Annotated in this window: 18 protein-coding genes; 7 read left to right on the top strand and 11 right to left on the bottom strand. The window is 37.1% G+C overall.

The window, feature by feature from the left end; genetic code table 11:
- Positions 1–13: 13 nt before the first annotated feature.
- Genes M902_RS04775 through M902_RS04750 form a run of 6 tightly spaced genes read right to left on the bottom strand, consistent with a single transcriptional unit; the run spans position 14 to position 6,356 of the window.
- On the bottom strand, positions 14–625 hold the full coding sequence (locus tag M902_RS04775) for a cbb3-type cytochrome c oxidase N-terminal domain-containing protein (RefSeq protein ID WP_021266734.1): 612 nt from the start codon (positions 623–625) through the stop codon (positions 14–16).
- Positions 618–818 (bottom strand): cbb3-type cytochrome c oxidase subunit 3, encoded by a 201-nt coding sequence (locus M902_RS04770; RefSeq protein WP_021267131.1) that lies wholly within the window; start codon positions 816–818, stop codon positions 618–620. The genes M902_RS04775 and M902_RS04770 overlap by 8 nt, the downstream gene beginning before the upstream one ends.
- Positions 819–820: 2 nt before the next feature.
- Entirely contained in the window at positions 821–2,974 is a 2,154-nt protein-coding gene (ccoN, locus tag M902_RS04765) for a cytochrome-c oxidase, cbb3-type subunit I (protein ID WP_040314309.1), read from the bottom strand.
- A gap of 8 nt (positions 2,975–2,982) precedes the next feature.
- On the bottom strand, positions 2,983–3,156 hold the full coding sequence (gene ccoS, locus M902_RS04760; RefSeq protein WP_021266598.1) for a cbb3-type cytochrome oxidase assembly protein CcoS: 174 nt from the start codon (positions 3,154–3,156) through the stop codon (positions 2,983–2,985).
- Positions 3,156–5,600: a heavy metal translocating P-type ATPase gene (locus M902_RS04755; RefSeq protein ID WP_021266677.1), complete on the bottom strand. Its 2,445-nt coding sequence runs from the start codon at positions 5,598–5,600 to the stop codon at positions 3,156–3,158. The genes ccoS and M902_RS04755 overlap by 1 nt, the downstream gene beginning before the upstream one ends.
- 51 nt (positions 5,601–5,651) lie before the next feature.
- Positions 5,652–6,356 (bottom strand): Crp/Fnr family transcriptional regulator, encoded by a 705-nt coding sequence (locus M902_RS04750; RefSeq protein WP_021266757.1) that lies wholly within the window; start codon positions 6,354–6,356, stop codon positions 5,652–5,654.
- Positions 6,357–6,582: 226 nt separating this feature from the next.
- Here M902_RS04750 and M902_RS04745 point away from each other — a divergent pair, with 226 nt between their 5' ends.
- Together M902_RS04745 and M902_RS04740 are read left to right on the top strand one after the other, a co-directional pair.
- Complete coding sequence (locus M902_RS04745) at positions 6,583–8,301, top strand: DUF6178 family protein (protein ID WP_021266947.1); 1,719 nt, start codon at positions 6,583–6,585, stop codon at positions 8,299–8,301.
- 128 nt (positions 8,302–8,429) lie between these two features.
- Positions 8,430–8,927 (top strand): hypothetical protein, encoded by a 498-nt coding sequence (locus M902_RS04740; protein WP_021266794.1) that lies wholly within the window; start codon positions 8,430–8,432, stop codon positions 8,925–8,927.
- 29 nt (positions 8,928–8,956) lie between these two features.
- Here the strand turns inward: M902_RS04740 and M902_RS04735 are convergent, their stop codons facing one another.
- Together M902_RS04735 and M902_RS04730 are read right to left on the bottom strand one after the other, a co-directional pair.
- The gene (locus M902_RS04735; protein ID WP_021266855.1) at positions 8,957–9,757 is read right to left on the bottom strand and encodes a LysR family transcriptional regulator; all 801 of its coding nucleotides are present in this window, start codon (positions 9,755–9,757) and stop codon (positions 8,957–8,959) included.
- A gap of 3 nt (positions 9,758–9,760) precedes the next feature.
- A complete protein-coding gene (locus M902_RS04730) occupies positions 9,761–10,198 on the bottom strand; it encodes an iron-sulfur cluster assembly accessory protein (RefSeq protein WP_021266660.1) in 438 nt (145 codons plus the stop codon).
- Positions 10,199–10,316: 118 nt separating this feature from the next.
- Here M902_RS04730 and M902_RS04725 point away from each other — a divergent pair, with 118 nt between their 5' ends.
- Positions 10,317–12,059: a M61 family metallopeptidase gene (locus tag M902_RS04725; protein ID WP_021266821.1), complete on the top strand. Its 1,743-nt coding sequence runs from the start codon at positions 10,317–10,319 to the stop codon at positions 12,057–12,059.
- On the opposite strand, the gene M902_RS04720 is transcribed toward M902_RS04725, so the two are convergent.
- Positions 12,056–12,628: a 4'-phosphopantetheinyl transferase superfamily protein gene (locus tag M902_RS04720; RefSeq protein WP_021266991.1), complete on the bottom strand. Its 573-nt coding sequence runs from the start codon at positions 12,626–12,628 to the stop codon at positions 12,056–12,058. The two genes, M902_RS04725 and M902_RS04720, sit on opposite strands and share 4 nt — an antisense overlap.
- A gap of 51 nt (positions 12,629–12,679) precedes the next feature.
- Between M902_RS04720 and M902_RS16430 the strand changes: the two genes are divergently transcribed.
- Positions 12,680–12,826, top strand: coding sequence for a hypothetical protein (locus M902_RS16430; RefSeq protein ID WP_021266664.1), 147 nt, complete (start codon positions 12,680–12,682; stop codon positions 12,824–12,826).
- Between the two features lie 79 nt (positions 12,827–12,905).
- On the top strand, positions 12,906–15,080 hold the full coding sequence (locus tag M902_RS04715) for a glutamine synthetase III (RefSeq protein WP_021266710.1): 2,175 nt from the start codon (positions 12,906–12,908) through the stop codon (positions 15,078–15,080).
- Positions 15,081–15,116: 36 nt separating this feature from the next.
- Here the strand turns inward: M902_RS04715 and M902_RS04710 are convergent, their stop codons facing one another.
- On the bottom strand, positions 15,117–15,860 hold the full coding sequence (locus tag M902_RS04710) for a glutathione peroxidase (protein ID WP_021266826.1): 744 nt from the start codon (positions 15,858–15,860) through the stop codon (positions 15,117–15,119).
- Positions 15,861–16,183: 323 nt separating this feature from the next.
- Here M902_RS04710 and M902_RS04705 point away from each other — a divergent pair, with 323 nt between their 5' ends.
- The gene (locus M902_RS04705; RefSeq protein WP_021266690.1) at positions 16,184–18,292 is read left to right on the top strand and encodes a hypothetical protein; all 2,109 of its coding nucleotides are present in this window, start codon (positions 16,184–16,186) and stop codon (positions 18,290–18,292) included.
- A 156-nt stretch (positions 18,293–18,448) separates the two neighbouring features.
- On the top strand, positions 18,449–19,276 hold the full coding sequence (locus M902_RS04700) for an SAM-dependent methyltransferase (RefSeq protein WP_021266655.1): 828 nt from the start codon (positions 18,449–18,451) through the stop codon (positions 19,274–19,276).
- An 18-nt stretch (positions 19,277–19,294) separates the two neighbouring features.
- On the opposite strand, the gene M902_RS04695 is transcribed toward M902_RS04700, so the two are convergent.
- On the bottom strand, positions 19,295–21,076 hold the full coding sequence (locus tag M902_RS04695; protein ID WP_021266701.1) for a S41 family peptidase: 1,782 nt from the start codon (positions 21,074–21,076) through the stop codon (positions 19,295–19,297).
- Positions 21,077–21,279 lie beyond the last annotated feature (203 nt).

Genomic DNA, 21,279 nt, shown 5'->3' with positions numbered 1-21,279 from the left:
TCTCTTTCAATTCTTATTCGCTAAGTAGCTCACCTTGTGGCTCTTTAGCTTTTGCAGGTGTTGTTCCTTGCAGTGCAATTACATGGTCAGTAACCGCCATGATGTCTTCCTTACTTAGAATATCTCCCCAAGCAGGCATACCCATATCTTCATTTCCATGTACAACAAACTTATAGATTTGTTCTGGATCAAGTTTAGTAATATTAATCCAATGTTTATCTGTTAAGTTTGGACCGATATCACCACCACCATCATCAAGGTGGCAAGCTGCACAGTTTTCAATAAAGACAGTGTTACCAAGCTCTTTTGCTGCAGGTGTTACTACGTAGCTATCATATGCTTGAATATCAAAGTTTGCAGTATTTGCTGCTTCAGCATCGATTATTTTTTGCATTTGTGCCATATCTATTTTGTATGTATCCAATAGAGTTGGCCCGTCCATCAGGACGTAGTACATAAAGTAAGGGATAGAGAAGATAAATGAAAGGGCCCAAACTCCTGTCCACCAGCTAGGTAGGGGATGGTTGAGCTCCTGAATACCATCGTATTCATGATCCATAACAAGATCTTTCTCATCTTCAAGTACGATATTTTCTTGTTTCGATTTATTATTTTCATTAGTCATTGTTACTTCCTTTGTTTTCATTAACGACTGCTTCGCCGTCAGAAAGTGCATTGTTGGCAACTTCTTCATAAAGCTCTTTTGAGCCCGGTCTCATCGACCAGAAGAAGGCGCCCAAGAAGATGGCCGCGAAAATGAATAGCGACACTGCTGGCATCCATTCCCACGGCATATTTTGCATTACTTCAGATTTCATCTCTATTCCTCTGACTTAGTTTCTTTTGTATCGATACCAAGTCTTTGTAGATACGCAATTAGTGCGATGATTTCCTTATCTTGCATTTTCATTGGAACTCCAAACTCATTTAACCCCTTAGTGATTTGAGTTGCTTGCTCCATTGCAAGATCAATTGCATTTGTTACTTCATCTTCGCTATATGGTGTACCTAGAGCAACCATGACATCCATTTTCTTCGGAAGCATTTTGAAGTTAACTTTCTTTTTAGTTAGCCAGTCATAATTAGGCATGATTGAGCCAGCTGTTACTTCACGTGGGTTGATCATGTGACGGTAGTGCCACATATCATTATACTTTCCACCAACGCGAGCTAGGTCAGGTCCAATTCGACGTGATCCCCATTGGAATGGCCTATCGTATACAGATTCTGCAGCAGTTGAAGGGTTTCCATAACGTAACTTCTCAGCAACTGTTGGACGGATTTGTTGAGAGTGACATACGTAACATCCTTCTTTTACGAAGATATCTCGTCCCATAAGCTCTAGTGGAGTGTATGGCTTCACTCTTGGATCCACTTCGACAAATTTATTTGAAAGCATTGAAGGGATAATTTCGATTGCTCCACCAACAATGATTGCAACTAAAGTTAGAACAGTAAAAGTTACAGGAAGTCCCTCTAACTTTCTGTGAGTATCAGCATTTGAGTCTTCAGGGTGGGCCGAAATTGGTGCCGCTTTAAACACTTCTTGTGATTCTTCTTTGTCTTTGTTTGCATTCTTAGCTTTCTTATAAGTCATCCATAGGTTGAAGATCATTAAGAAGAAACCAAGTAGAACAAATACACCACCAAATGCACGTACCCAGTACATTGGAATAACTTTAATTACTGTTTCAATGAAGTTAGGATATACAAGTTTTCCTGTTCCATCTACCGCACGCCACATTAGGCCCTGAGTAATTCCAGCAACCCACATTGACATCATATATAGTAGTAGACCAATTGTTGCTAACCAAAATTGAGTGTTTGCAATTTTCTTAGAGTAAAGCTCAGTCTTCCATAGCTTTTCAACACAGTAATACAGGACACCAACAATTAGCATATAGTTCCAACCAATTGTACCGGCGTGAACGTGACCAACAACCCAGTCCGTGAAGTGACCGATATAGTTCACTGATTTAATTGAAAGAAGTGGACCTTCAAATGTTGCCATACCGTAGAAAGTAACAGCAGTAGCAAAGTACTTTAAGATTGGTTCAGTTCTTACACGATCCCATACACCTCTAAGAGTTAGAAGAAAGTTGATCATCCCACCCCAAGAAGGCATCCATAGGATAATTGAAAAAGTCATACCAAGTGTCTGTACCCAATCTGGAACAGATGAGTATAGAAGGTGGTGAGGACCTGCCCAAATATAAATAAATACTAAAGACCAGTAGTGGATAATCGAAAGTCGATAAGAATAAATTGGTCTATTAGCAGTTTTTGGTAAGAAGTAGTAGATGATTCCTAAGAATGGAGTTGTTAGGAAAAAGGCAACCGCGTTGTGCCCATACCACCATTGAACAATCGCATCTTGAACACCAGCGTAAATAGGATAAGACTTTAAAAAACTAACTGGTACAGAAAGTGAGTTAAAGATGTGAAGGACAGCAATTGTTACAATTGTTGCAATGTAGAACCAAAGGGCCACATACATATGACGTTCACGTCTCTTAATTAGGGTACCAATGAAGTTTACTGCAAAGACAACCCAAATAACTGCAATGGCAATATCAATTGGCCATTCTAGTTCGGCATACTCTTTCCCTGTTGTAATACCCAGTGGTAGTGTTAGTGCTGCTGAAACAATAATCAGTTGCCATCCCCAAAAGTGTACCCAAGATAAGAAATCTGAAAAGATTCTCGCCTTACATAATCTTTGAGTTGAATAGTAAACTCCTAGAAACATTCCGTTTCCAACAAATGCAAAAATTGCAGCATTTGTGTGAAGAGGTCTTAAACGGCCAAAAGTTGTCCATTCTATACCTAGGTTAAGTTTCCAATAGGCCAATTGAAAAGCGATGAAAACACCCATAAATAGTGCAATCGCTCCCCAGAAAACTGTCGCCATTAGAAAAGCTTTCGATATCTTATCGTTATACGAGAACTCTTCTAGATTGGCATTCGTACTCATGCTCATAATCATTCTTCCTTTTTTTGGTTGTGAACAATATTATTCTCTTCTTCAAATAAAACTCTAATGGATGGTGTATCCAAGTCATCATACTGACCTGACTTAGTTGCCCAAATAAAAATCAATAGGAATCCTACTGCTAAGAATATTGCAATTGGCAATAAAACGATAATGACTTCCATCAGCTTTTCCTTTTATTTTTAAACATTCTCTTATCAAATCCAATTAATGGCAATGTACTTGAGAAAAGAACAGTTAAAGAACTGATAGGCATTAAGATCGCAGCATGCAGTGGGGTAATGATATGCATAAGTGCTAAAGTAATTCCTACAATATTATATGTAACTGCAAACATTATATTTCGGCGTAAAGTGCCCTTCACATTTCGTGCAACTTTAAATAGGACCTTTATTAAGTTTAAATCTTCTTGGGGGAGATAGATATCACAGCTTCTCAGTGCAATATCAGCTTGTGCTCCAATGGCAATGGATACATTAGACTTAATCATCGCCAAGGCATCATTGTCGCCATCTCCAACAAAGACGACGTTTTTTAACTTGTCAGCAAGCTCTAGTTTTTGTTCTGGGCTTTGCTCGATATAAAGGCTGGACTCATCTATGCCAGCTTCATTTGCGATCTTCTTGGCCATCTCAGAGGCATCGCCAGTAGAGAGATGAATGTCGATATTATGATTTTGTAAGAAGCTAACTAGTTCCTTTGATTCAGGCCTAATACTGTCTTCGATCTTAAAGGTTGCAATGACTTTGTTATTTGCATAAAGTGCAATCTCGCCGTCAAGAACACCCTTGCCGATAAAGTAAGTTATTTCATCTATTGTTGACTGAACCCCTTTTCCTGTGATGACTTGTGCAACAATGTCCTTGTACTTTGAAATCACTTCATTCGCTACTTTATGTTTTGAATATTTTTTGAGTGCAAAGGCGATTGGATGCTGGGCCGCTCTTTCAAGTGTGAATGTTATGGCAAGAACTTCTTCATCACTCAAGTGCGAGTGATTTGAAAACGAACTAACCGCAAACTTGCCTTTAGTCAGAGTTCCTGTCTTATCAAAGATGATATTTTTGGCATTATTCAACTCTTCAAGACTCAATTCATTTTTAACGTAAATACCGTATGATTTAAGTTTATTAATTCGAGTTGCAACTACGATTGGTGTGGCCATGGCAAAGGCACACGGACAACCAACTATTAATATTGCTAAAATTACCTCAAACGATCTTGAAAGATTTCCTGTAAATATGCCCTGTATAAGGGCCACGATACTAAGAACGATAATTCCAATCGTAAAATAGCGTGAGATCTTCTGAGCCCAAACATTGGCAGGATTTTTAACAATCGTATTATTTTCAATAGCTGAAAGATTCTTTCCTAGTTTTGTTTGTGTTCCAATGGCGCTAATTTCAAGTGTGAGCTCATCGCTTAAGCTTACAGCTCCTGCTGCTATAAAGTCACCTTTATTGACTACTAATGGTCGACTTTCTCCAGTGTTGATAGAGTTAAGTATAAGTGCCTTTTCACTCGCAAGTTTTCCGTCATAGATTATTCTTTCATCTTCTTCAAAGATTATTTGGTCACCAATTTCTACTTCGTTAGAAAAAACATGCTTAATTTCATCGCCAATAATCTTCTTCACACCTGTGTTGAGAAAGAGTGAAGAGATCCCCTTTGTTGACATGGACTTTTGAGTCAGCATTTTTACAAAATAGCGAGAAAGTAGAATTAGAAAGACAAGTGTTGTAATTGAATCAAAGTAAACTGGGCCAGACTCTCTAAAGAAATTAATCGCAGACAATAGGAAGCCAAAGACTATGGCCATTGCTAACGGTATATCAACATTTGTACTTCTTAGTCTTATCGCGCTGACACTATTAACCAGAATTGGTTTGGCACTATAGAAAATTACAGGAAGACAAAAAGCAAAACTTATTCCATCAAATAGCTTAACATAGTCGCCAGTTGCCCCTGCATAGTTGGATACTGCATAAATCATGATATTACTCATGGCCGAAGCAGCGACTCCTATTTGCAGGATATCACGTCGATCACTGAGTTTTTTTTCCTGATCTTTTTCAATATTAAATGGGTGAGGAGTGTAGCCAAGTTGGGCAAGTGTTGTAGCAAGCTTTGCAATCGAATACGGCCTCTTTGTATCAATTGTAAAGCTTCCTAAGTTATTTCCAATGTTGACCTGAGCCTCGATGACGGAGTTTTCTAATTTTGAAATTCTTTCAATCAGCCAGATACAAGCAAAGCAGTGGACACCCTCTAGTAAGAAATGAATCTTAAGTTTGTCTCTTTCGATAGTGACGTATTCACGGATGAATGACTCACTATCCATATATTCAAATTTACTTTTTGAATTACTAGACTGCTGTTTCAGACTATTAGCTTGTGAACCTTGCTCATTTTGGTAACGGTAAAAATCTTCAAGATTATTACTGAGAAGGAGAGAGTGAACGCTCATACAACCATAGCAACAAAACTTTTCTAATTTGCCTTCTCTTTCATTAGTGATAAGCTCACCAGGGGCAATTTCTTCAGAGCAGTGAAGGCATACTTCTGCCTCACAAGACTGACTCTTGCTTGTGATACTTTGGATATCCATCTCTATATTCTTGTTTGTTATTTTTTTTTATAAACTTAAAATAGTAAAACTTTAATAAACACCTTCAGCTCTTTTTTCTAATTCAGCAGCGTCTTTGATGATGATTAGTTTGCCATTTTGGTCAATCAATCCATCTTTTCTGTATTCAGAAATAATGCGAATTAGAGTTTCATTGGCCGTACCAATCATCGTGGCCATTTCTTCTCTTGTTAGCTTTAGTTCGATTTGAACATCACCGTTGATAAGAGTTTTACCGTGTGTCTTGGCAAGGTCGAGAAGAAGCCTAGCAATTCTCTCGCGAACATTCTTTTGGTGAAAAGCACTTGAGCGCTCTTCAGCAATTCCCATGTCGCGACTTAATTTATTAATCAGTTCAAGAGCGATTGCCGGTTTATCATTTATTAATTTTAATAGGCTTGGTTTATCAATGAAGCAGACAGAAACATTGTCAATGGCAGTTGCCGTACCATTGAAGTCTTGAGCAGTAAAAAGTGATCTGTGACCGATAACATCTCCATGTTGAGCAATTCTTACAATTGTCTCTTTTCCATCAGAGCCTGTCTTTGTCAGTTTTATATTACCTGACTGAACACAGTAGATTCCAGCTGGGCGATTACCTTGAGAAAATAGCTTTTCACCACGCTTAAACTTTAGAGAAGTAGCTGTAAGTGATACTTTAGCGGCTTCATCATTTGATAACCCACAAAAGATTCCTAGCTCTCTTGATGGGCAGTCTACACACTGTCTCTTTTCCATAATCTATACCTTTTCTTGGTTAATTCCATCTTATCACTTCATATATCTAAATTAAATAAGTTATAGGGGAAATAATATGATGAATATCATGTTTTCGTGCTGGAAGTGCTTTTTCTTCTTAATATTTTTTGTTATTTACTGTCATGTAGTACAAACTTTAGATTTAGGTTAACAACTTATGTTAAATAGCTTAAATTAAAGGCTTATTTGATATAATGGCGGACATATGAGTGACAAAAAACACGAAGGCAAATTACCAACAACAGATGTAATCTCTTTAATCCTTAAGGAATCTAAGGCCTACACTTCAATGGAGCTTGTAAATAGTTATATCTCAAAAGGAGAAAGCCTTGAAAAACTTCCTGTTCAGCCTCTTTATGTATCTGTAAAAGCACTGCCAATCGAAGTAAAGTCTCACGCTCTAAAGCTACTTTCTAAAGAACAAAGAGAAACTTTCTACGACATTGACCTTTGGTCAAAAGATGAACTTGATGTAAATGAGTTCACGTCTTGGGTGAGTACTGTTGCCAAGTGTCCAGATGAAGAAATTCGCTACGAATTCGTTAAATCAGACCAGTTCATTCTTTTTCTTAAAGGTCGCTTTAATGTATGGACTTTTGATGTTGAAGATCCACTTTATCCAGATGATCATGATAACTACTTCTTAACAGAAGATAACCTACTCCTTTTTGAGTTCGATGAAGACTGCGATATTGTTGACGAGGTTCGACAGCTTGTTAAAGACCTTTATACAGAAGTTGGTGTTGAGGCAGCTTACCAACACCTCTTTAAGATGATCTCTGAAGATTATATGATTTATAATGAGAATCAGTATCAAGATAAGAAAGAGAGACTTAGAGACTACGGTTTTGTTGATTATTTTGAGGCCCTACAAGTTGTTAATCCATTTCCTTCAATTGGCCATATAGACCTTTTCATCAATAAGAAGCGGCCATTAACTGGAAATATTACGACTAAGGGAAAGATGCAAACCTTGCATCAAAACTCTATTATTGCCTTTGAAAAAAATGCTCAAAGTATTCATGAAGAACTCAATAAGGTTGAAGATGAGAAGCGCTTTAGCTACCTACACTTTAATTTTATTCGTATGCTAAATGCTAGTATGGAATACTACGGTGTTTTAAAAGATGGCCCTGTTGCCATGACTCGTATTGGTAATCAAAACCGTGAGCTTATTCTTTTAGGAATGTCTTATATTAAGGATATTCGAAACTTCGCTGACGAAAGTATTTTTGAGTACTTTGACTTTACTGATATCTATAAGATCGGAAACTCACTAATTCGTATCTTACAAAAAGATGTGAAGAAGGCCTTAAGAAATCACCTTTTTGAGGATTCAGATGAAAACTTCTTAGGTGCTTCATTTGATCTATTCTTAGATGACTTCTTTAGTGATCTTGTGAAGTATCGTGATAACGATAATAAAATTGTTGTGGTAAATAATGTTGAGGTATGGAAGAAACTACAAAGTAAGTGCAAACTTCTTATTGAACTGATGCCTTTCATTAAGACATTAAAAGAAACTTATCTGTCTCTTAAAGACGATGGTATGCTTTCTGATAACTTCTATTTGAATTACGATATTAACTCGATTGACTTTGAAGCAATTATTCTTTCTACACTTATCAATTATAGCCTTGATAAATTTGACAAAGATGACTCACGCAAGATGGGGGTTTCAATCGAAGAGTTTAGAGAGTTTTCAAAGAAGTCTAACCTAAGCTCTGGTATCTTTAAGAATGATTATATTACGCAAAAGGTGGCCGGTTTTGCTCAAACCTTCGGCCTAGATCAGATTGAGAATATTAACGAGTATATCCTGAAAATATTACACGACCATTTATCGGGTTATGAATTCGCCGATCTACGTGATGATGAATTCAAACATGTTGGTGGGCCTATTATTTTTAATACCTTAAGCTAGACTAATTCTTGTTATTAGGCGTACCTAATGCTTTGGCACGTGTATTTCTTGCTTAATTGTAAAAATTTCCCTCCCATTAACATGTGATTAATGGCAATATGCCTTATCAAATTGAGAGGGAGATGAGTATGAAATCATTACTGAAATTACTTCTTTTAACCGTTGTTACCACAACTTCACTTATGGCAGCACAGGTTAAACTTGTTCACATTACAAATGATGAGGATGAGAGCTTTTATCACTTAGGTGTGAATGTTGACGAGGAAATCGGAGAGGTTACATCTGTTTACAAGAAGGAATTCTCAGATAAGGGTAAAATTATCAGAACTGACACTTATTCTCTAGAGCAGATGATGAGAGGTGTTGTCTTAGTTAGCAGAAGTGATCGCGACGTTGTTAGAATTACTGTTAGTAACTTAAACCCGTCAGATGGTGGTGATATTGAAATTGATACACTTTATAGTGGTGTAAATGATACTCGTAAGAGGTATTCGGCATCAGTTGAAAGAGTCGGAGAAGACTGGCTTTTTAATTTTGAAAATAGAAAGACTAAAAATCTTCATTTTATTTCTAATAAAGTATTTCTAATTGGCGTTGTTGGAATTAAGGATATTAAAAGAAAATAATAAAAAAAGGCGAATATTGTTCGCCTTTTTTATTTCGTTTCTAATATCTTAATAAATTCTTTTAAAAATACAGGCCTATTCTTATAGCTTAAAGTGGTCATATAGATATTCATATTTTTAAGTCCACTAACAGGCTCTGTAACAAAATTATCGTGCTTAGAAAGTGTATGGTCAGGAACAACAGCTATTCCAACACCATGCTTTACAAGGGCCTTGATACTCTCAAGTGAGTCCACAACAATTTTCTTAGATGGTGCCTTCGTCGAGAGTTTATGAAGATGATCTAATTCACTAAAAACAATCCACGTATGCTCGTGAAGCTTTCTCTTGTTAATTGCTTCATTTGAAATAATGACGAACTTCTCTTCAAAAAGTTTTAAGGAAGAAGTGAGGTCTGATTGGAAATTATCAGTGGAGAAAATGATATCAAAAATACCATCTTCGATTCCACGCCTTAGTGCCGGGCTGTCGGCCACGTGAATGAAGATATCTCTTTTATAATTTTTTGCGTACTTTGCAAGAATAGGATTAAACCAATTAACAAGAAGCCCATCAAGAATACCAATATGTACTGGGCGCTCCTGAGTCGTTTCAAAAATATTTCCTAGGCTATCTTCAAATTGGTCAATTGATTTAAGTAGCTGCTTGGCCTTCTTCGTAAGAATAACCTTCTTACTTGAGCGAATGATAAGTTCTTCTTTCATTGACTCTTCAAGGAGTTTAACTTGTCTTGAAACTGCTGACTGTGCAATTTTAAGTTCTGCGGCCGCTTTTGAGAAGCTTAAGTATTTTGCAGTGAGTGTAAACGCCCTGAGGTAACGATAGTCCATGCTTTATAGAACCCCGGCCTTTGGTGGGATCTTTGTTTTGTCTTTTCGCCAAAACTTCCCTTGGAACTCTTCTTGTTGTTTATTTGTAACAATAAAGCCTTCTTCATCATTGATATAATTAAATTGATAATCAATGAGAGTTTCACCTAGATAGAAGGCCGTAAATGGATCGATAATAACTTCAATATCCATGCTTGGAACAGGAATAAGAAAGTCGTCGTCGTTTAAGTTGTGAAATCCAATTGAGTACTTGAAGCCTTCACATCCTTTACCGCTAATAAGAATTCTTAAGTATTTTCCCTGTAGAGTGAAATCATTTTCAAGCATAAGATTAAGTTGATCTTGTGCTATTTGCGTGAAAGTCAGTTGCGGGAGAATGATTTGCGAGCGGTCGATGTTATAGTGCCCAGACTGCTGTGCGTTGTCAGATTGATTTTCCATTATGATTTTCCATTAAATTGTGTTGTTAGAGGGCTTTTAGCAAGTAAACGAATCCTTTTCAAGAGGTTTTTCTTGAAATAAATTGGTGGTATAACAAAGTTTATAAAAGGAGCGTTAAATGCTTAAATATATAATCGATATTCCAAAACCTCATACTCACTTAGTTAATATTACTTTAGACGCTGTGCTTGATAAAAAGGCGAACGAGGTATGTTTCTACATGCCATCTTGGTCTCCTGGTTCATATTTAATGAGAGAGTACGCTCGAAATATCAAAGAAATTAAAGTCGAGGACTCAAAGGGGAGTCGTCTTTATCATGAACAGATTTCAAAGAATGAATGGAGAGTCGATCTTACTCATCCTAGTTTTCAATCGGAATCATTTGGTGAAGATGGAAAAATTAGAATTGCCTACACGATCTATTGTCATGAATTAACTGTACGTACTTCCCATGTTGATAACACTCATGCTTTCTTACATGGCCCAAGTGTCTTTATCGGTATTGATGGTGAGACAGGAAGCTCACAAGTAGAGATTAAAATTAACCCTTTGTGGTCCAAGGTGACTACGGCACTAAAGGATATTTCAGAAAAAAGGGACCACTTTATCTATGAGGCGCTCGACTTTGATGAGCTTCTGGATACTCCAATCGAAATTGGTTGCCATGAAACTTATGGTTTCATGCACCAAGATAAAGAGCACCATATCGCTTTCTACGGAGACTTTGCGCATGCTGAGTCCTCACAGAAAGTGATGGATAAGCTTAATGACGATATTAAGAAAATCGTTGAAGAGACGGCAAAGATCGTTGGTGATGAGCTGCCATATGATCATTACTATTTTATCACTCATTTAAGTCCAAATGGCTTTGGTGGACTTGAGCACTTAGACTCAACAGTTCTTCAATTTTGTCCTTACCACTTAGCTAAAGAGAAGGGGTACAAAGAGTATATGGAACTTGTTGCTCACGAGTACTTTCATCTTTGGAATGTAAAAAGAATTCGTCCTATTGAACTAGGGCCTTTCGATTATAAGAATGAAAATTACACTCGTATGCATTGGTTAACGGAAGGAATGACAAGTTTTATTGACCAATTAATTACTTACCGTAGTGGCTTCTACTCTCTCAAAGATTATTTAGAATGCATGAAGAAGAATATTAATAATTATTTGGGAACTCCTGGTCGCGGCTACCACTCCCTTGAGGACTCCTCATTTAATGCATGGATTAAGCTTTATCGTGCAGGTGAAAACTTTAAAAATTCGTCAGTTAGTTATTACTTAAAGGGTGGACTTGTTTTCTTTATTCTAAATACTTTGATGAAGATTGAGGGCAAGGGGATAAATGATCTTGTTCGTGCACTGTGGGCCGACTATAAAGAAAGACCGGCCATCGGATTAACAAAAGAAGGGTTCTTTGACATTCTAGAGGGCCTTGTATCTAAAAATGTAAGTGATGAATTTAGACTCTTTGTTGAAGGTGTGGAAGAAATTGATTTTGAAAATTATCTAAAGCGCATGGGGGCAAGTGTTGAGTGGACAACTCCTAAGCTAGATATAGGCGCAAATATCGCTGAAGAAGGTGGTAAGCTAATCATCAAGTCTATTCGCCAAGATAGTTGTGGATATAAGGCCGGCCTTAATGCTGGAGATGAACTTATTGCCATTAACTCCCTTAGACTTGATAAGAAGGCCTATGACTCTATTCCTGAGATGTATAAGGAAAATGATCAGATTGATTTCTTAATCGCTCGCACAGGAAAGCTTATGACTCTGAGGGTGACTCTTGGAAATGGCCTAAAAGAGATAAAAGAAATAAAAATTGAAGACGAAAAGAAGTTAGAAAGTTTTTTAAATTAATACTCTGTCAGGGCAAGCTTAAATGGTCTGCCCTGATATTCTTCTTCGATAATTTCATAGCTAAGCTTACTATCATTTGGCCCTTGTAAAATACCTTGTTCGGTTATTACAAAGTCTGTTAGGACGAGAATCTTTTCTCTTTCATCATCGTGAAATGGAGAATAGGCCTTAAAGGCAGCTTCTTTAATACACCAGATCTCAAGTGGAGAATGGAGCTTAAGCTCTCTTTCATGAGAGACAAAATATTTGAATGTACCCTCTCGCATCTTACGATCGGACCACTCAATATCGATACCGACAGATTTTACTTTGGGGTTTGTGCATAGCGCACAAGCAGCCAGCTCTTTGGTATGGCTAATTGAAACTAGCTTGTCCTTATCACTTTCTAAATGTAAGTGGTTGATTATAGATATATCTTTAAGGCCTGTTAGTGAAGATAAGCAGAAGCGACTTAATCTGAAGTCGTTGCGCTTGTCGGCCATGAAGCCCTCTGGAAGCTCGCTTTGGCCTAGGTATAAAAATGTACTACGCATGAATTTTTTATTGCTCATCAGCATTTCTTTTGCCATTATGCTCTAATATTAAGTCAATTAAATTAGCCTAAACTTTTGGAGTTAGCAATGTTACCACCGGATGCATATGAAGCAATCGTAAAAATGATCTTTGTTTTAATGGCAGGATGTGTACTTTGTATGTCTAAGATTAAAGCAGCTGAATTCGACTATAATCAGGTGTTTGAAACTGAGGTCATCTCCCTACAAAAATAAATTTTCATTGGACACAAATCCTCTTTATTCCTTATAATATAGGCAGTTATCCATCAATACTGCCACGGAGAGGAAGTAAATGAGTGTCCCAAATAATCTAATCGAAGGTATAAATTTTCTACGTCCTAGAGATAAATCAGGTAAGCATCAAAAAGTAACAGATTACTATGGTGAGAATACCTTTGATATTCAAACGGCCGAAGAAATCCCTGACTCAATTAAGGACGAAATTAACGAGGCGATTCACTCAAACTCTCATATCTCTAAAGCGCAGGCGGAAATCGTTGCTAAGGCCGTAACAAAGTGGGCCCTCGATAAAGGTGCTACTCACTTTTGTCACTGGTTTCAACCGCTAACTGGATCGACTGCTGAAAAGCACGATGCTTTCTTAGACTTTGATTATTCAACAGGAAGACCTATTGAGAAACTATCTGCAAGTCAGTTAATTCAAGGTGAGCCCGATGCTTCATCTTTTCCAAATGGTGGATCGCGCTCGACATTTGAGGCCCGTGGCTATACTGCATGGGACTTAACTTCACCCATGTTCTTAATTGGAACAGGAGAGTCAAAAACTCTTTGTATTCCAACGGCCTTTGTTTCATACCACGGTGAGGCCCTTGATATTAAAACTCCACTTCTACGCTCGGTCTCTTCTCTTGGTGAGAGTGCAAAGAAGTTCTTTCATTTATCTGGCGAGACGAATGTTGATCGTGTGATTGTAACGTGTGGAGCAGAGCAAGAGTATTTTCTAGTTGATAAGAGCTATTATAATTTAAGAGAAGATTTGGTAATGACTGGACGTACACTTTTTGGTGCGCCTTCAACTAAGAATCAACAATTAGATGACCACTACTTTGGTGCTATTAATGAGCGCGTTTTGGCATTTATGGAGGAGCTTGATTACGAGCTTCATAAACTAGGGATTCCTGCTAAGACTCGTCACAATGAAGTTGCACCTGGTCAATTTGAACTTGCACAAATTTTTAGAGATGCTAACGTTTCAGCAGATAATAATCATATGGTTATGGCCACGATAGAAAATGTGGCCATTCGTCATGGGTTCGTCGCTTTATTGCATGAGAAACCATTTGCTGGCATCAATGGTTCTGGTAAGCACCTTAATTGGTCTCTTGCTAGTGATACTGGAATCAATCTTCTTGACCCAGGTAGTGAGCCACATCAAAACTATCGTTTCTTGGCCTTTACTTCTATTGTTATTGCAGCAGTACATCGCCATGCTAAGCTTCTAAGGGCCTCAATTGCTTCTCATAGTAATGATCATCGACTTGGTGCTAATGAAGCGCCTCCTTCGATTATTTCAGTGTTTACAGGTTCAACAATTGAAAGAATCTTTAAGGCCATTAAAGAAGGAGAAGAGTTCTCTCCAGAGTCACAAACAATTCTCGACCTCGGAGCAGGTGCACTTGCTAAGCTTCCAAAAGATAATACAGACAGAAACAGAACGTCGCCATTTGCCTTTACTGGAAATAAATTTGAATTTCGTGCATGTGGTTCAGATCAATCGATTGGATTTCCATTAACTATTCTTAATGGTGCAGTTACAGCAGTTTTAGATGAGGCCAATAATTTACTTGAAGCTAAAATACGTGATGGTGTCTCAATTGATCAGGCCCTCCTTGATATTTGCCATACTTTTATAAATGAATCTTGGGATGTTATTTTCAATGGTGATGGTTATTCTCAAGCATGGCTTGAAGAAGCGCATAAAAGAGGTCTTCCAAATCTCAAGACAACAGCTGATAGCTTAAATGTGCTTGTTGATAGGAAAGAGACAGCGTTTTTAACAAAGCATGGAATTTACCGTGAATCAGAACTTGATACGCGCTACAATGTTCTTCTTGAAACCTATATAACAAAACGTAGTATTGAGTTTAATACACTTTCAAATATGGTAAATCAGCTTGTTATTCCTGCGGCCCTAAATTATAAGGCCAAACTTACTTCATCTATAGCCGCATCAAAGGCCATTAAGATTGAAGCGTCTGTAGAGACAGAAATTTTAAAAGATCTCCAATTCTCTTTAGAGGCTGTTTTTGAACAAAATAGAAACTTAAAGAATGCTCTTGCTGGCCTTGTAGACGTACACGACGAGGAGAAGGTTGCACATTCATTAGCATACGATCTTATGCCGATTAGTGAAATGATTGCAGATCACTGTGGCCGTTTAGAAAGTATTATCCCTGATGATCTATGGCCTATACCAACTTATTTTGAAATGTTGTTTTTGATTTAATAATGTAGAAGGCCGCCAAAAAGGCGGCCTTCTTATCTAAAGCTTTCCTTGCTCATTTAATTCTTCTAATTTATCTCGTCCACCAATTCTTTCACCATTGATAAAGATTTGAGGAACCTTTGTTTGCCCTGTAATGGCAAATAGAGATTGATTAGATGTATGTTGGCCAAGAATAATTTCATTATACTTATGGCCTTTTTCTATTAGAAGCTCCTTTGCTCGGTGACAATGAGGACAACCTGGGCGTGTGATAATTGCAATTGCTTCTGGTTTCTTTGCTTCTGGGTTTAGGTAATTAAGCATTGTATCCGCATCTGAAACTTCAAATGGGTCACCTGGTTTATCTGGCTCGATAAATGACTTTTCAACAACTCCATCATTAACGACCATCGAATAGCGCCATGTTCTTGTTCCAAATCCGATATCTGACTTATCAACTAGTAGGCCAATCCCTTTGGAGAAGTCACCATTTCCGTCTGGGAGTACACCGACTTCTTCAGCGTGTTGATCTTGGATCCAAGCATCCATAACGAAAGCGTCGTTTACGGAAAGGACGTAGATTGCATCAACTCCTTCTTTCTTAATTGCGCCAGCGAGTTCATTGTAGCGTGGAAGGTGAGTAGAGGAACATGTTGGTGTATAAGCACCGGGAAGTGAGAAGACCACAACTCGTTTACCTTTAAATACTTCATCATATGTTAAATCTACTAATCCACCATTTTTAAAAACTTTAAACGATGTCTTAGGGACTTGCTTTCCATCAATACTTTCAAATGTCATTATTATTCTCCTTGATTTTGTTTAGTTAGCTTAATTTGACCATTTTAATTAGTCATCTCATTTATCTTATATTCATTATCGTCGGCCAAAGCTTATAAATCTATTAAATTAATATTAACTTGAGATAAGTAAAATCTATCAATATTTTTGGGTAACTATTCAAAACTTAATAAATGACAATAAATAATAAGAAAATCTTGCAATGCGTCGAATAATGAACGTAGAATCCCTTTTAGGCTAAAAGAATCTGTATTGCACGTTCGTTCCCGTTTCTTTTCCGCTAGTGGGCCTTGGGTATTGGGTGGTCACTAAAGGGGGACGTGGTGAACTTTATAAGTAATACAGAGGAAAGAGTGAAGAAAACACTTATTCTCTTAATTTTTACATTTTTATTTCAAGCAAGCGCAACAAATGTCTTTGCACAAGAAGATATAGTTGAACCTGTTACATTTTCTAATTTCTCAGTAGATAATCATAAGTTAGAATCTGAGTTTTCAGATACTGATCTTGCTGATATTTCTCCAATCTATCGCCAAATCTATGATAATTACCAGGCCAATTATCAGGCAATCGGTGATCGTCTAAGTCATGATGCCAATGGCTTCTTTGGTGGAGTTAATCTTGTTGGCTGGCAGCATGCTGGTGACTTTCATGGATTTAAAGTTCTCTTTAATCGTAGTGCGGCACCATCTTTATTTGATGAAGATCGCTATCTCGTTAATGATGAAATGGTTATTGAGATATCTGCTCGAAATTTCCTTGGAGCACTTCAAGCGAAGGGGATTATTAATATCTCTCCATCTGTGCTTAAGTCCTATAGTAATCTTTCTTTAAAGAGAACAATGAGATTTAATCACTTTGCTAATAATGTGGAAGATGCACTTCAGACAAAATTTGATCGACTTTTTTTCATGTATAAATATCTTAGGCCAGAAAATTTTTCTAAGCTTGGAGACTATGATTTCATCAAAAAAGAAGATGCTCTGACTTTTGCTGCAGGGGCCGCCGCGACTGCATCATATAGTGGAGTTGGTGTTGCCGCTGGTGCATTGGCCAAGTATGAAAGAAAGTCGACTGTTGAAATCCAACGACTAGGGCCAGCTGATAATGCTAAGGCCAATGAGATTATTCGTTTAAGTGCGGAGGATTCAAAGTTAATCTCTGCCGGTGCGAATGTTACATTAATGGCAGACTTTTTAAACCTTATTAAGTTAACTTTATTTCGTTATGACTTTAATTATAGCTTTGAGAAATCATACAAGGCCTATATGTCTTTATATGTCGATGATCTTAGAAATAATGAAAAATTAAATGAGCTTATGGGGGTTGTGCGTTTTGGTAAATTCAATTACTCAACACTTGCAGATAATATTACTTCTTATGAAAATCGTAAAAAAGAGCTTAAGGAGTCAAAATATTTAGCTTTCATTATAGGCGGGGTAAAAAGCTCACAAACAGAATCAACAGAAGTTGTAAAAGACGGGCGAGTTTATAAATTCTTCTCTCATCGTTATGAAAGATTATCGTATACACAAAATATTTTTTCAAAACTTCTCGGTGCCGTCTTAGGTAAGCTTATTGGTTATAATCAATTAGTTTCTAATGATCGAGTTGAATCAAAGAAAGTTAATATTAATTATCAATCAGAAGAAGAGCTTATTCATGCTAGACGTGATTTTGATATTTTTAGCAATAATGTCTTCACTATGACTTTTGATCAACAAAGTAAGGTTAATAGAGACTATCGTTGGGCGGTATCTAAAACCGAAGATAAGATGAAGGATCTTGTAAGAGCACGTACTAATAGTTATGGGAATTTTGCAACAATGTTTGATCATTACCAAGTTCGCGCTCCAGCTGAGTTTACTTCGACAATCACTATGGATAATTCAAATATCGCTAACTTCTTAAATCGAAATTCAGATGAAATCTATGGCGTGTTTAAAGAAGCCTGCGGTGGTAAGTCTAAGAATTTCTTTGTCAGGCTTCGATCGCTATTTAGCAGTTGTCGTCACAAGCTTTATAAGTCATATGCTAACTTCTTAAAAGAGTGGTCAACGGGGAATTATACTTCTGAGATTAAAAAGAAGTGTGAGAAGAAATATCGTTGGAAGTATATTTTTAGGCCATCTAAGAGAAGGTCTATGATTGCTGCTTGTATGGAAATTGGGTCTAAACAATTATTTGCAAAGTACAAGCATGAACTACCTCTATGGCGTTTTAAAGATATTGCTTATAATGTTAACAATCAGGTTAAAAATGACTACCTACTGACACGTCTTTTCGGATCTCATCCAAATAAGGGAAGTGTTAGCGCAAATTTAAATGGGGATATACCTTATCAGAACTTCTATTCTGAAGGGAGTAATAAGGAAAATATCTTTACACAGTTTCAAATTAAAGAAAATCTTAGATCACCAGCATCACTATAGTTTGGTAAATTTATAGACGCCCTTTTTGAGGGCGTCTTATATTTTTGGCAGATTTTGATATTATTTTCAAAGTATAAATTAGCTCTATTTATTAGAATTTTATTAAGAATTTGGTTGTTGTATCCCGTAGCAGCTATTCATGTTAATATTTCTTCCATGAACGCATTTTACCTATTCTTCTACCATCCAAAGCTTAAGGACCTTCTCTTAGAGGAAATAAAGCTAAAGCATCCAGAGCTTCATCTAAGCTTTTCGAATAAAGAGTTTGTGAGTATGAAGGGCCCTAAAGATTATGAAGCACAGCTTGTAAATAGGCCTGTTGTTTTTGCTCGTAGGCAGGCCATATTCATTAATAAATACAATCAAGAACCTGTTGAAGGTGAATATACTAATGTTGGTGAAAATCAATTTTGGCACTTTAAGACTATTAAGACGCCAGTTGATACGTACTCCATTGATGAGAGTGTAATTAGTGATGAAGTTCCGGCCAGGGCCTTTCATAAGGCCTGTCAGGCATTTAGGCTATTTGAAGTGGAAATAACTTCTGCCGATCAAGTTATTGAAATAGGTAGTGCTCCAGGGGGGATTTCTTACTATGTTCTTGAAAGAGGTGCAAAACTTGTATCTGTCGACCCCGCTCTTATGTCACCAATTATCGAGTCAAAATTTGGAGAGCAATTTTCACATATTAAAAAGAGTGTCTTTGATGTTACGAGGGCCCAGTTACCAAAGCATTGTGATTGGCTCATTTCTGACTTAAACCTCAATGGAGACCTCAATACAAATCAGTCTCGTCGTATTATGGATTTTTATAAGAATATTAAAGGTGCTTTCCTAACAATTAAGACACCTGTAATAAATGATCTTAAAAAAATTGATGAATGGATTAAGGTATTTACTGATGATAAGAAGTACGAAGTTTCTGTTTGTCATCTTCCTTCACACCGTAGAGAAATTGGAATGTTTATAAGGCCACGCAAGTAACGTGGCCTTGGTTTTTTATTATTCAGCGTTTAAAACTTCAATTGCTTTTTCAATCCAACCTGACATGTAGTTTGTTAAGTCCTCTTTGGTCTCAACATATTTTATGTCTGCTTGAACTGGAACGTTTTCAGAATTTAACTCATAAGCAGAGTCGATTCCTAGTAGGTCTCCAAATTGATGGCCCTGAACTCCGTATCCAAATAGCATATTTGGAATCTGAGTCGAAAATACGTTGTAGCGGTCCTTAAATTGCGTGTTATACACGTCATTTGATCGGTATCCAGCACCAGTGCCATTTGCATGAGTTCCGATTAATTTCGCTCTTTTTGAGCCTTGTAATAAGATACTTGTAATATCACAAGCTGAAATACAATTTGGAGAAACTAGGGCAACAACCTTACCGTCAAATCCACCAACTAGTGGGTCTGCTGTAATGTCATAGTTTTGAGTTGCACGTGAAAGAGTTCTACCTTCATTTGCTGCTTCAAAGAATGCATCTGATTGCATTGTCCAATCGCTTCCACCAATATCTTTAAAGATTTCTTCAACTCCGTAGTACTCAATAAGTTGTCTCATATAACGAGTTACTGCTGAGGCCCAAGTTGCGTTAGGGTATGCTTGAGTTTGCTCTGTTAACATGGCCAGAAGTTGAGCTGGGTAACTACCATTTCCACCACCGTTATTTCTAATATCTAGAATTAGATCTAGGTTTTGCGCCTTAAAAAATTTGATATTTTTTCTTAGGGCCTCAATGAAAGAAAGTTTCTCACCTTTAAAGTATACTGTTGATACAGAAAAAGAGTTAACTTGCATATAAGCGTAAGCTTTTGCTTCTTTCAGAATTAGAGCAGAGCGAACTATTGGACTTCCTCCACCATTTGCAGATGTCCAATTCTCTAGCTCAATTGCTCCTTTTGGTAAACCTTCTGGGAGAGTTTCTACTTTTAGGCTTGTATCTTTTACGAAAGTTCTTCTTTGATTATCCCATTTAAAGCGTAGCTCCTTAAGTTTTAAGAAGCCTTTTTGATCGAGATAGAAAGAGATATCTTTCTTTCTTACGATACTTGTGTCACCTGAGTAGTATAAAGGTAGACGAACTTTATGAGTTTCTTTTGTTTTTGCACTTTTAAACTCAATGTCAAAGTATGGTTTTGTTGGGTATAAGAAATAGCGCTCAATTAACATCGCCGCTGCACGTGATTTTGCAAACGCTGGGCTTGAAGCATCGATATATGGCATAAGAGCATCAATAGCGTCACTAACCTTAACACCATCAACACTAATAAGTTCGTCACCTAATTCAATCTTATTAAGGTAGTAGTTTTGTGTTTCAATTACTGACTTCTCAATTACCTTTGAATACTTAGATGCGATGATAACCTTTCCGCTATCTTCAACTAGCTTTGTATTAAAACCTGATACAATCCAAGGAGGTGCAATATGAGTGCTAAGTCCAAAGTGCGTATCTTGAAAGTTCGCAATTAGTCTTCTTGCACGGTCATAGAATTCCATATTGCTTCTAGACTGTGAAAGAGCATCATCAACATCAGCGATGGCCTTTTCGGCTTCAATTGCTTCATTGAATATCTTATCACCATCTACACCGATGCGCTTCTTCTTTACTTCCCATAAGGCGTATTCAGCTTTTGTCTGCTTATATAGGTCAGTAATAATCTCAACTCGATCGATTTGATCGATATACCAGAAATTCTTGCCAGAAAATGCTGATTTATTAATTTGTGCTCCATAGCTAGAGACGGCCATGAAACTTAATAGTAGTAGGGACATTATCGTCTTCATTTTGCTCCTTTTGTGAATTGGGAAATCTAACAATGGTGTAGATGCAAGTCATGTCGTATAGCGTTAAATACTGAAATTATTCAAGAGTGGACATATTCGCAAGGTGGCACAATGACACTAATAATTGTTGTAAATATTATTCTTTTGACGGAATTTCTAAAAACTGTTGTTAGAAATTGAATAAGATTTCACCAGGCCCTTTC

Source organism: Bacteriovorax sp. BAL6_X (assembly GCF_000443995.1).
Classification (GTDB): Bacteria; Bdellovibrionota; Bacteriovoracia; order Bacteriovoracales; family Bacteriovoracaceae; genus Halobacteriovorax_A.
This window is presented reverse-complemented; position numbering and strand designations above follow the sequence as displayed.

Coding starts and splice junctions, on each gene's coding strand:
- M902_RS04775 (WP_021266734.1), bottom strand. CDS start 625: ATGACTAATGAAAATAATAAATCGAAACAAGAAAATATCGTACTTGAA.
- M902_RS04770 (WP_021267131.1), bottom strand. CDS start 818: ATGAAATCTGAAGTAATGCAAAATATGCCGTGGGAATGGATGCCAGCA.
- ccoN (WP_040314309.1), bottom strand. CDS start 2,974: ATGAGTACGAATGCCAATCTAGAAGAGTTCTCGTATAACGATAAGATA.
- ccoS (WP_021266598.1), bottom strand. CDS start 3,156: ATGGAAGTCATTATCGTTTTATTGCCAATTGCAATATTCTTAGCAGTA.
- M902_RS04755 (WP_021266677.1), bottom strand. CDS start 5,600: ATGGATATCCAAAGTATCACAAGCAAGAGTCAGTCTTGTGAGGCAGAA.
- M902_RS04750 (WP_021266757.1), bottom strand. CDS start 6,356: ATGGAAAAGAGACAGTGTGTAGACTGCCCATCAAGAGAGCTAGGAATC.
- M902_RS04745 (WP_021266947.1), top strand. CDS start 6,583: ATGAGTGACAAAAAACACGAAGGCAAATTACCAACAACAGATGTAATC.
- M902_RS04740 (WP_021266794.1), top strand. CDS start 8,430: ATGAAATCATTACTGAAATTACTTCTTTTAACCGTTGTTACCACAACT.
- M902_RS04735 (WP_021266855.1), bottom strand. CDS start 9,757: ATGGACTATCGTTACCTCAGGGCGTTTACACTCACTGCAAAATACTTA.
- M902_RS04730 (WP_021266660.1), bottom strand. CDS start 10,198: ATGGAAAATCAATCTGACAACGCACAGCAGTCTGGGCACTATAACATC.
- M902_RS04725 (WP_021266821.1), top strand. CDS start 10,317: ATGCTTAAATATATAATCGATATTCCAAAACCTCATACTCACTTAGTT.
- M902_RS04720 (WP_021266991.1), bottom strand. CDS start 12,628: ATGGCAAAAGAAATGCTGATGAGCAATAAAAAATTCATGCGTAGTACA.
- M902_RS16430 (WP_021266664.1), top strand. CDS start 12,680: ATGTTACCACCGGATGCATATGAAGCAATCGTAAAAATGATCTTTGTT.
- M902_RS04715 (WP_021266710.1), top strand. CDS start 12,906: ATGAGTGTCCCAAATAATCTAATCGAAGGTATAAATTTTCTACGTCCT.
- M902_RS04710 (WP_021266826.1), bottom strand. CDS start 15,860: ATGACATTTGAAAGTATTGATGGAAAGCAAGTCCCTAAGACATCGTTT.
- M902_RS04700 (WP_021266655.1), top strand. CDS start 18,449: ATGAACGCATTTTACCTATTCTTCTACCATCCAAAGCTTAAGGACCTT.
- M902_RS04695 (WP_021266701.1), bottom strand. CDS start 21,076: ATGAAGACGATAATGTCCCTACTACTATTAAGTTTCATGGCCGTCTCT.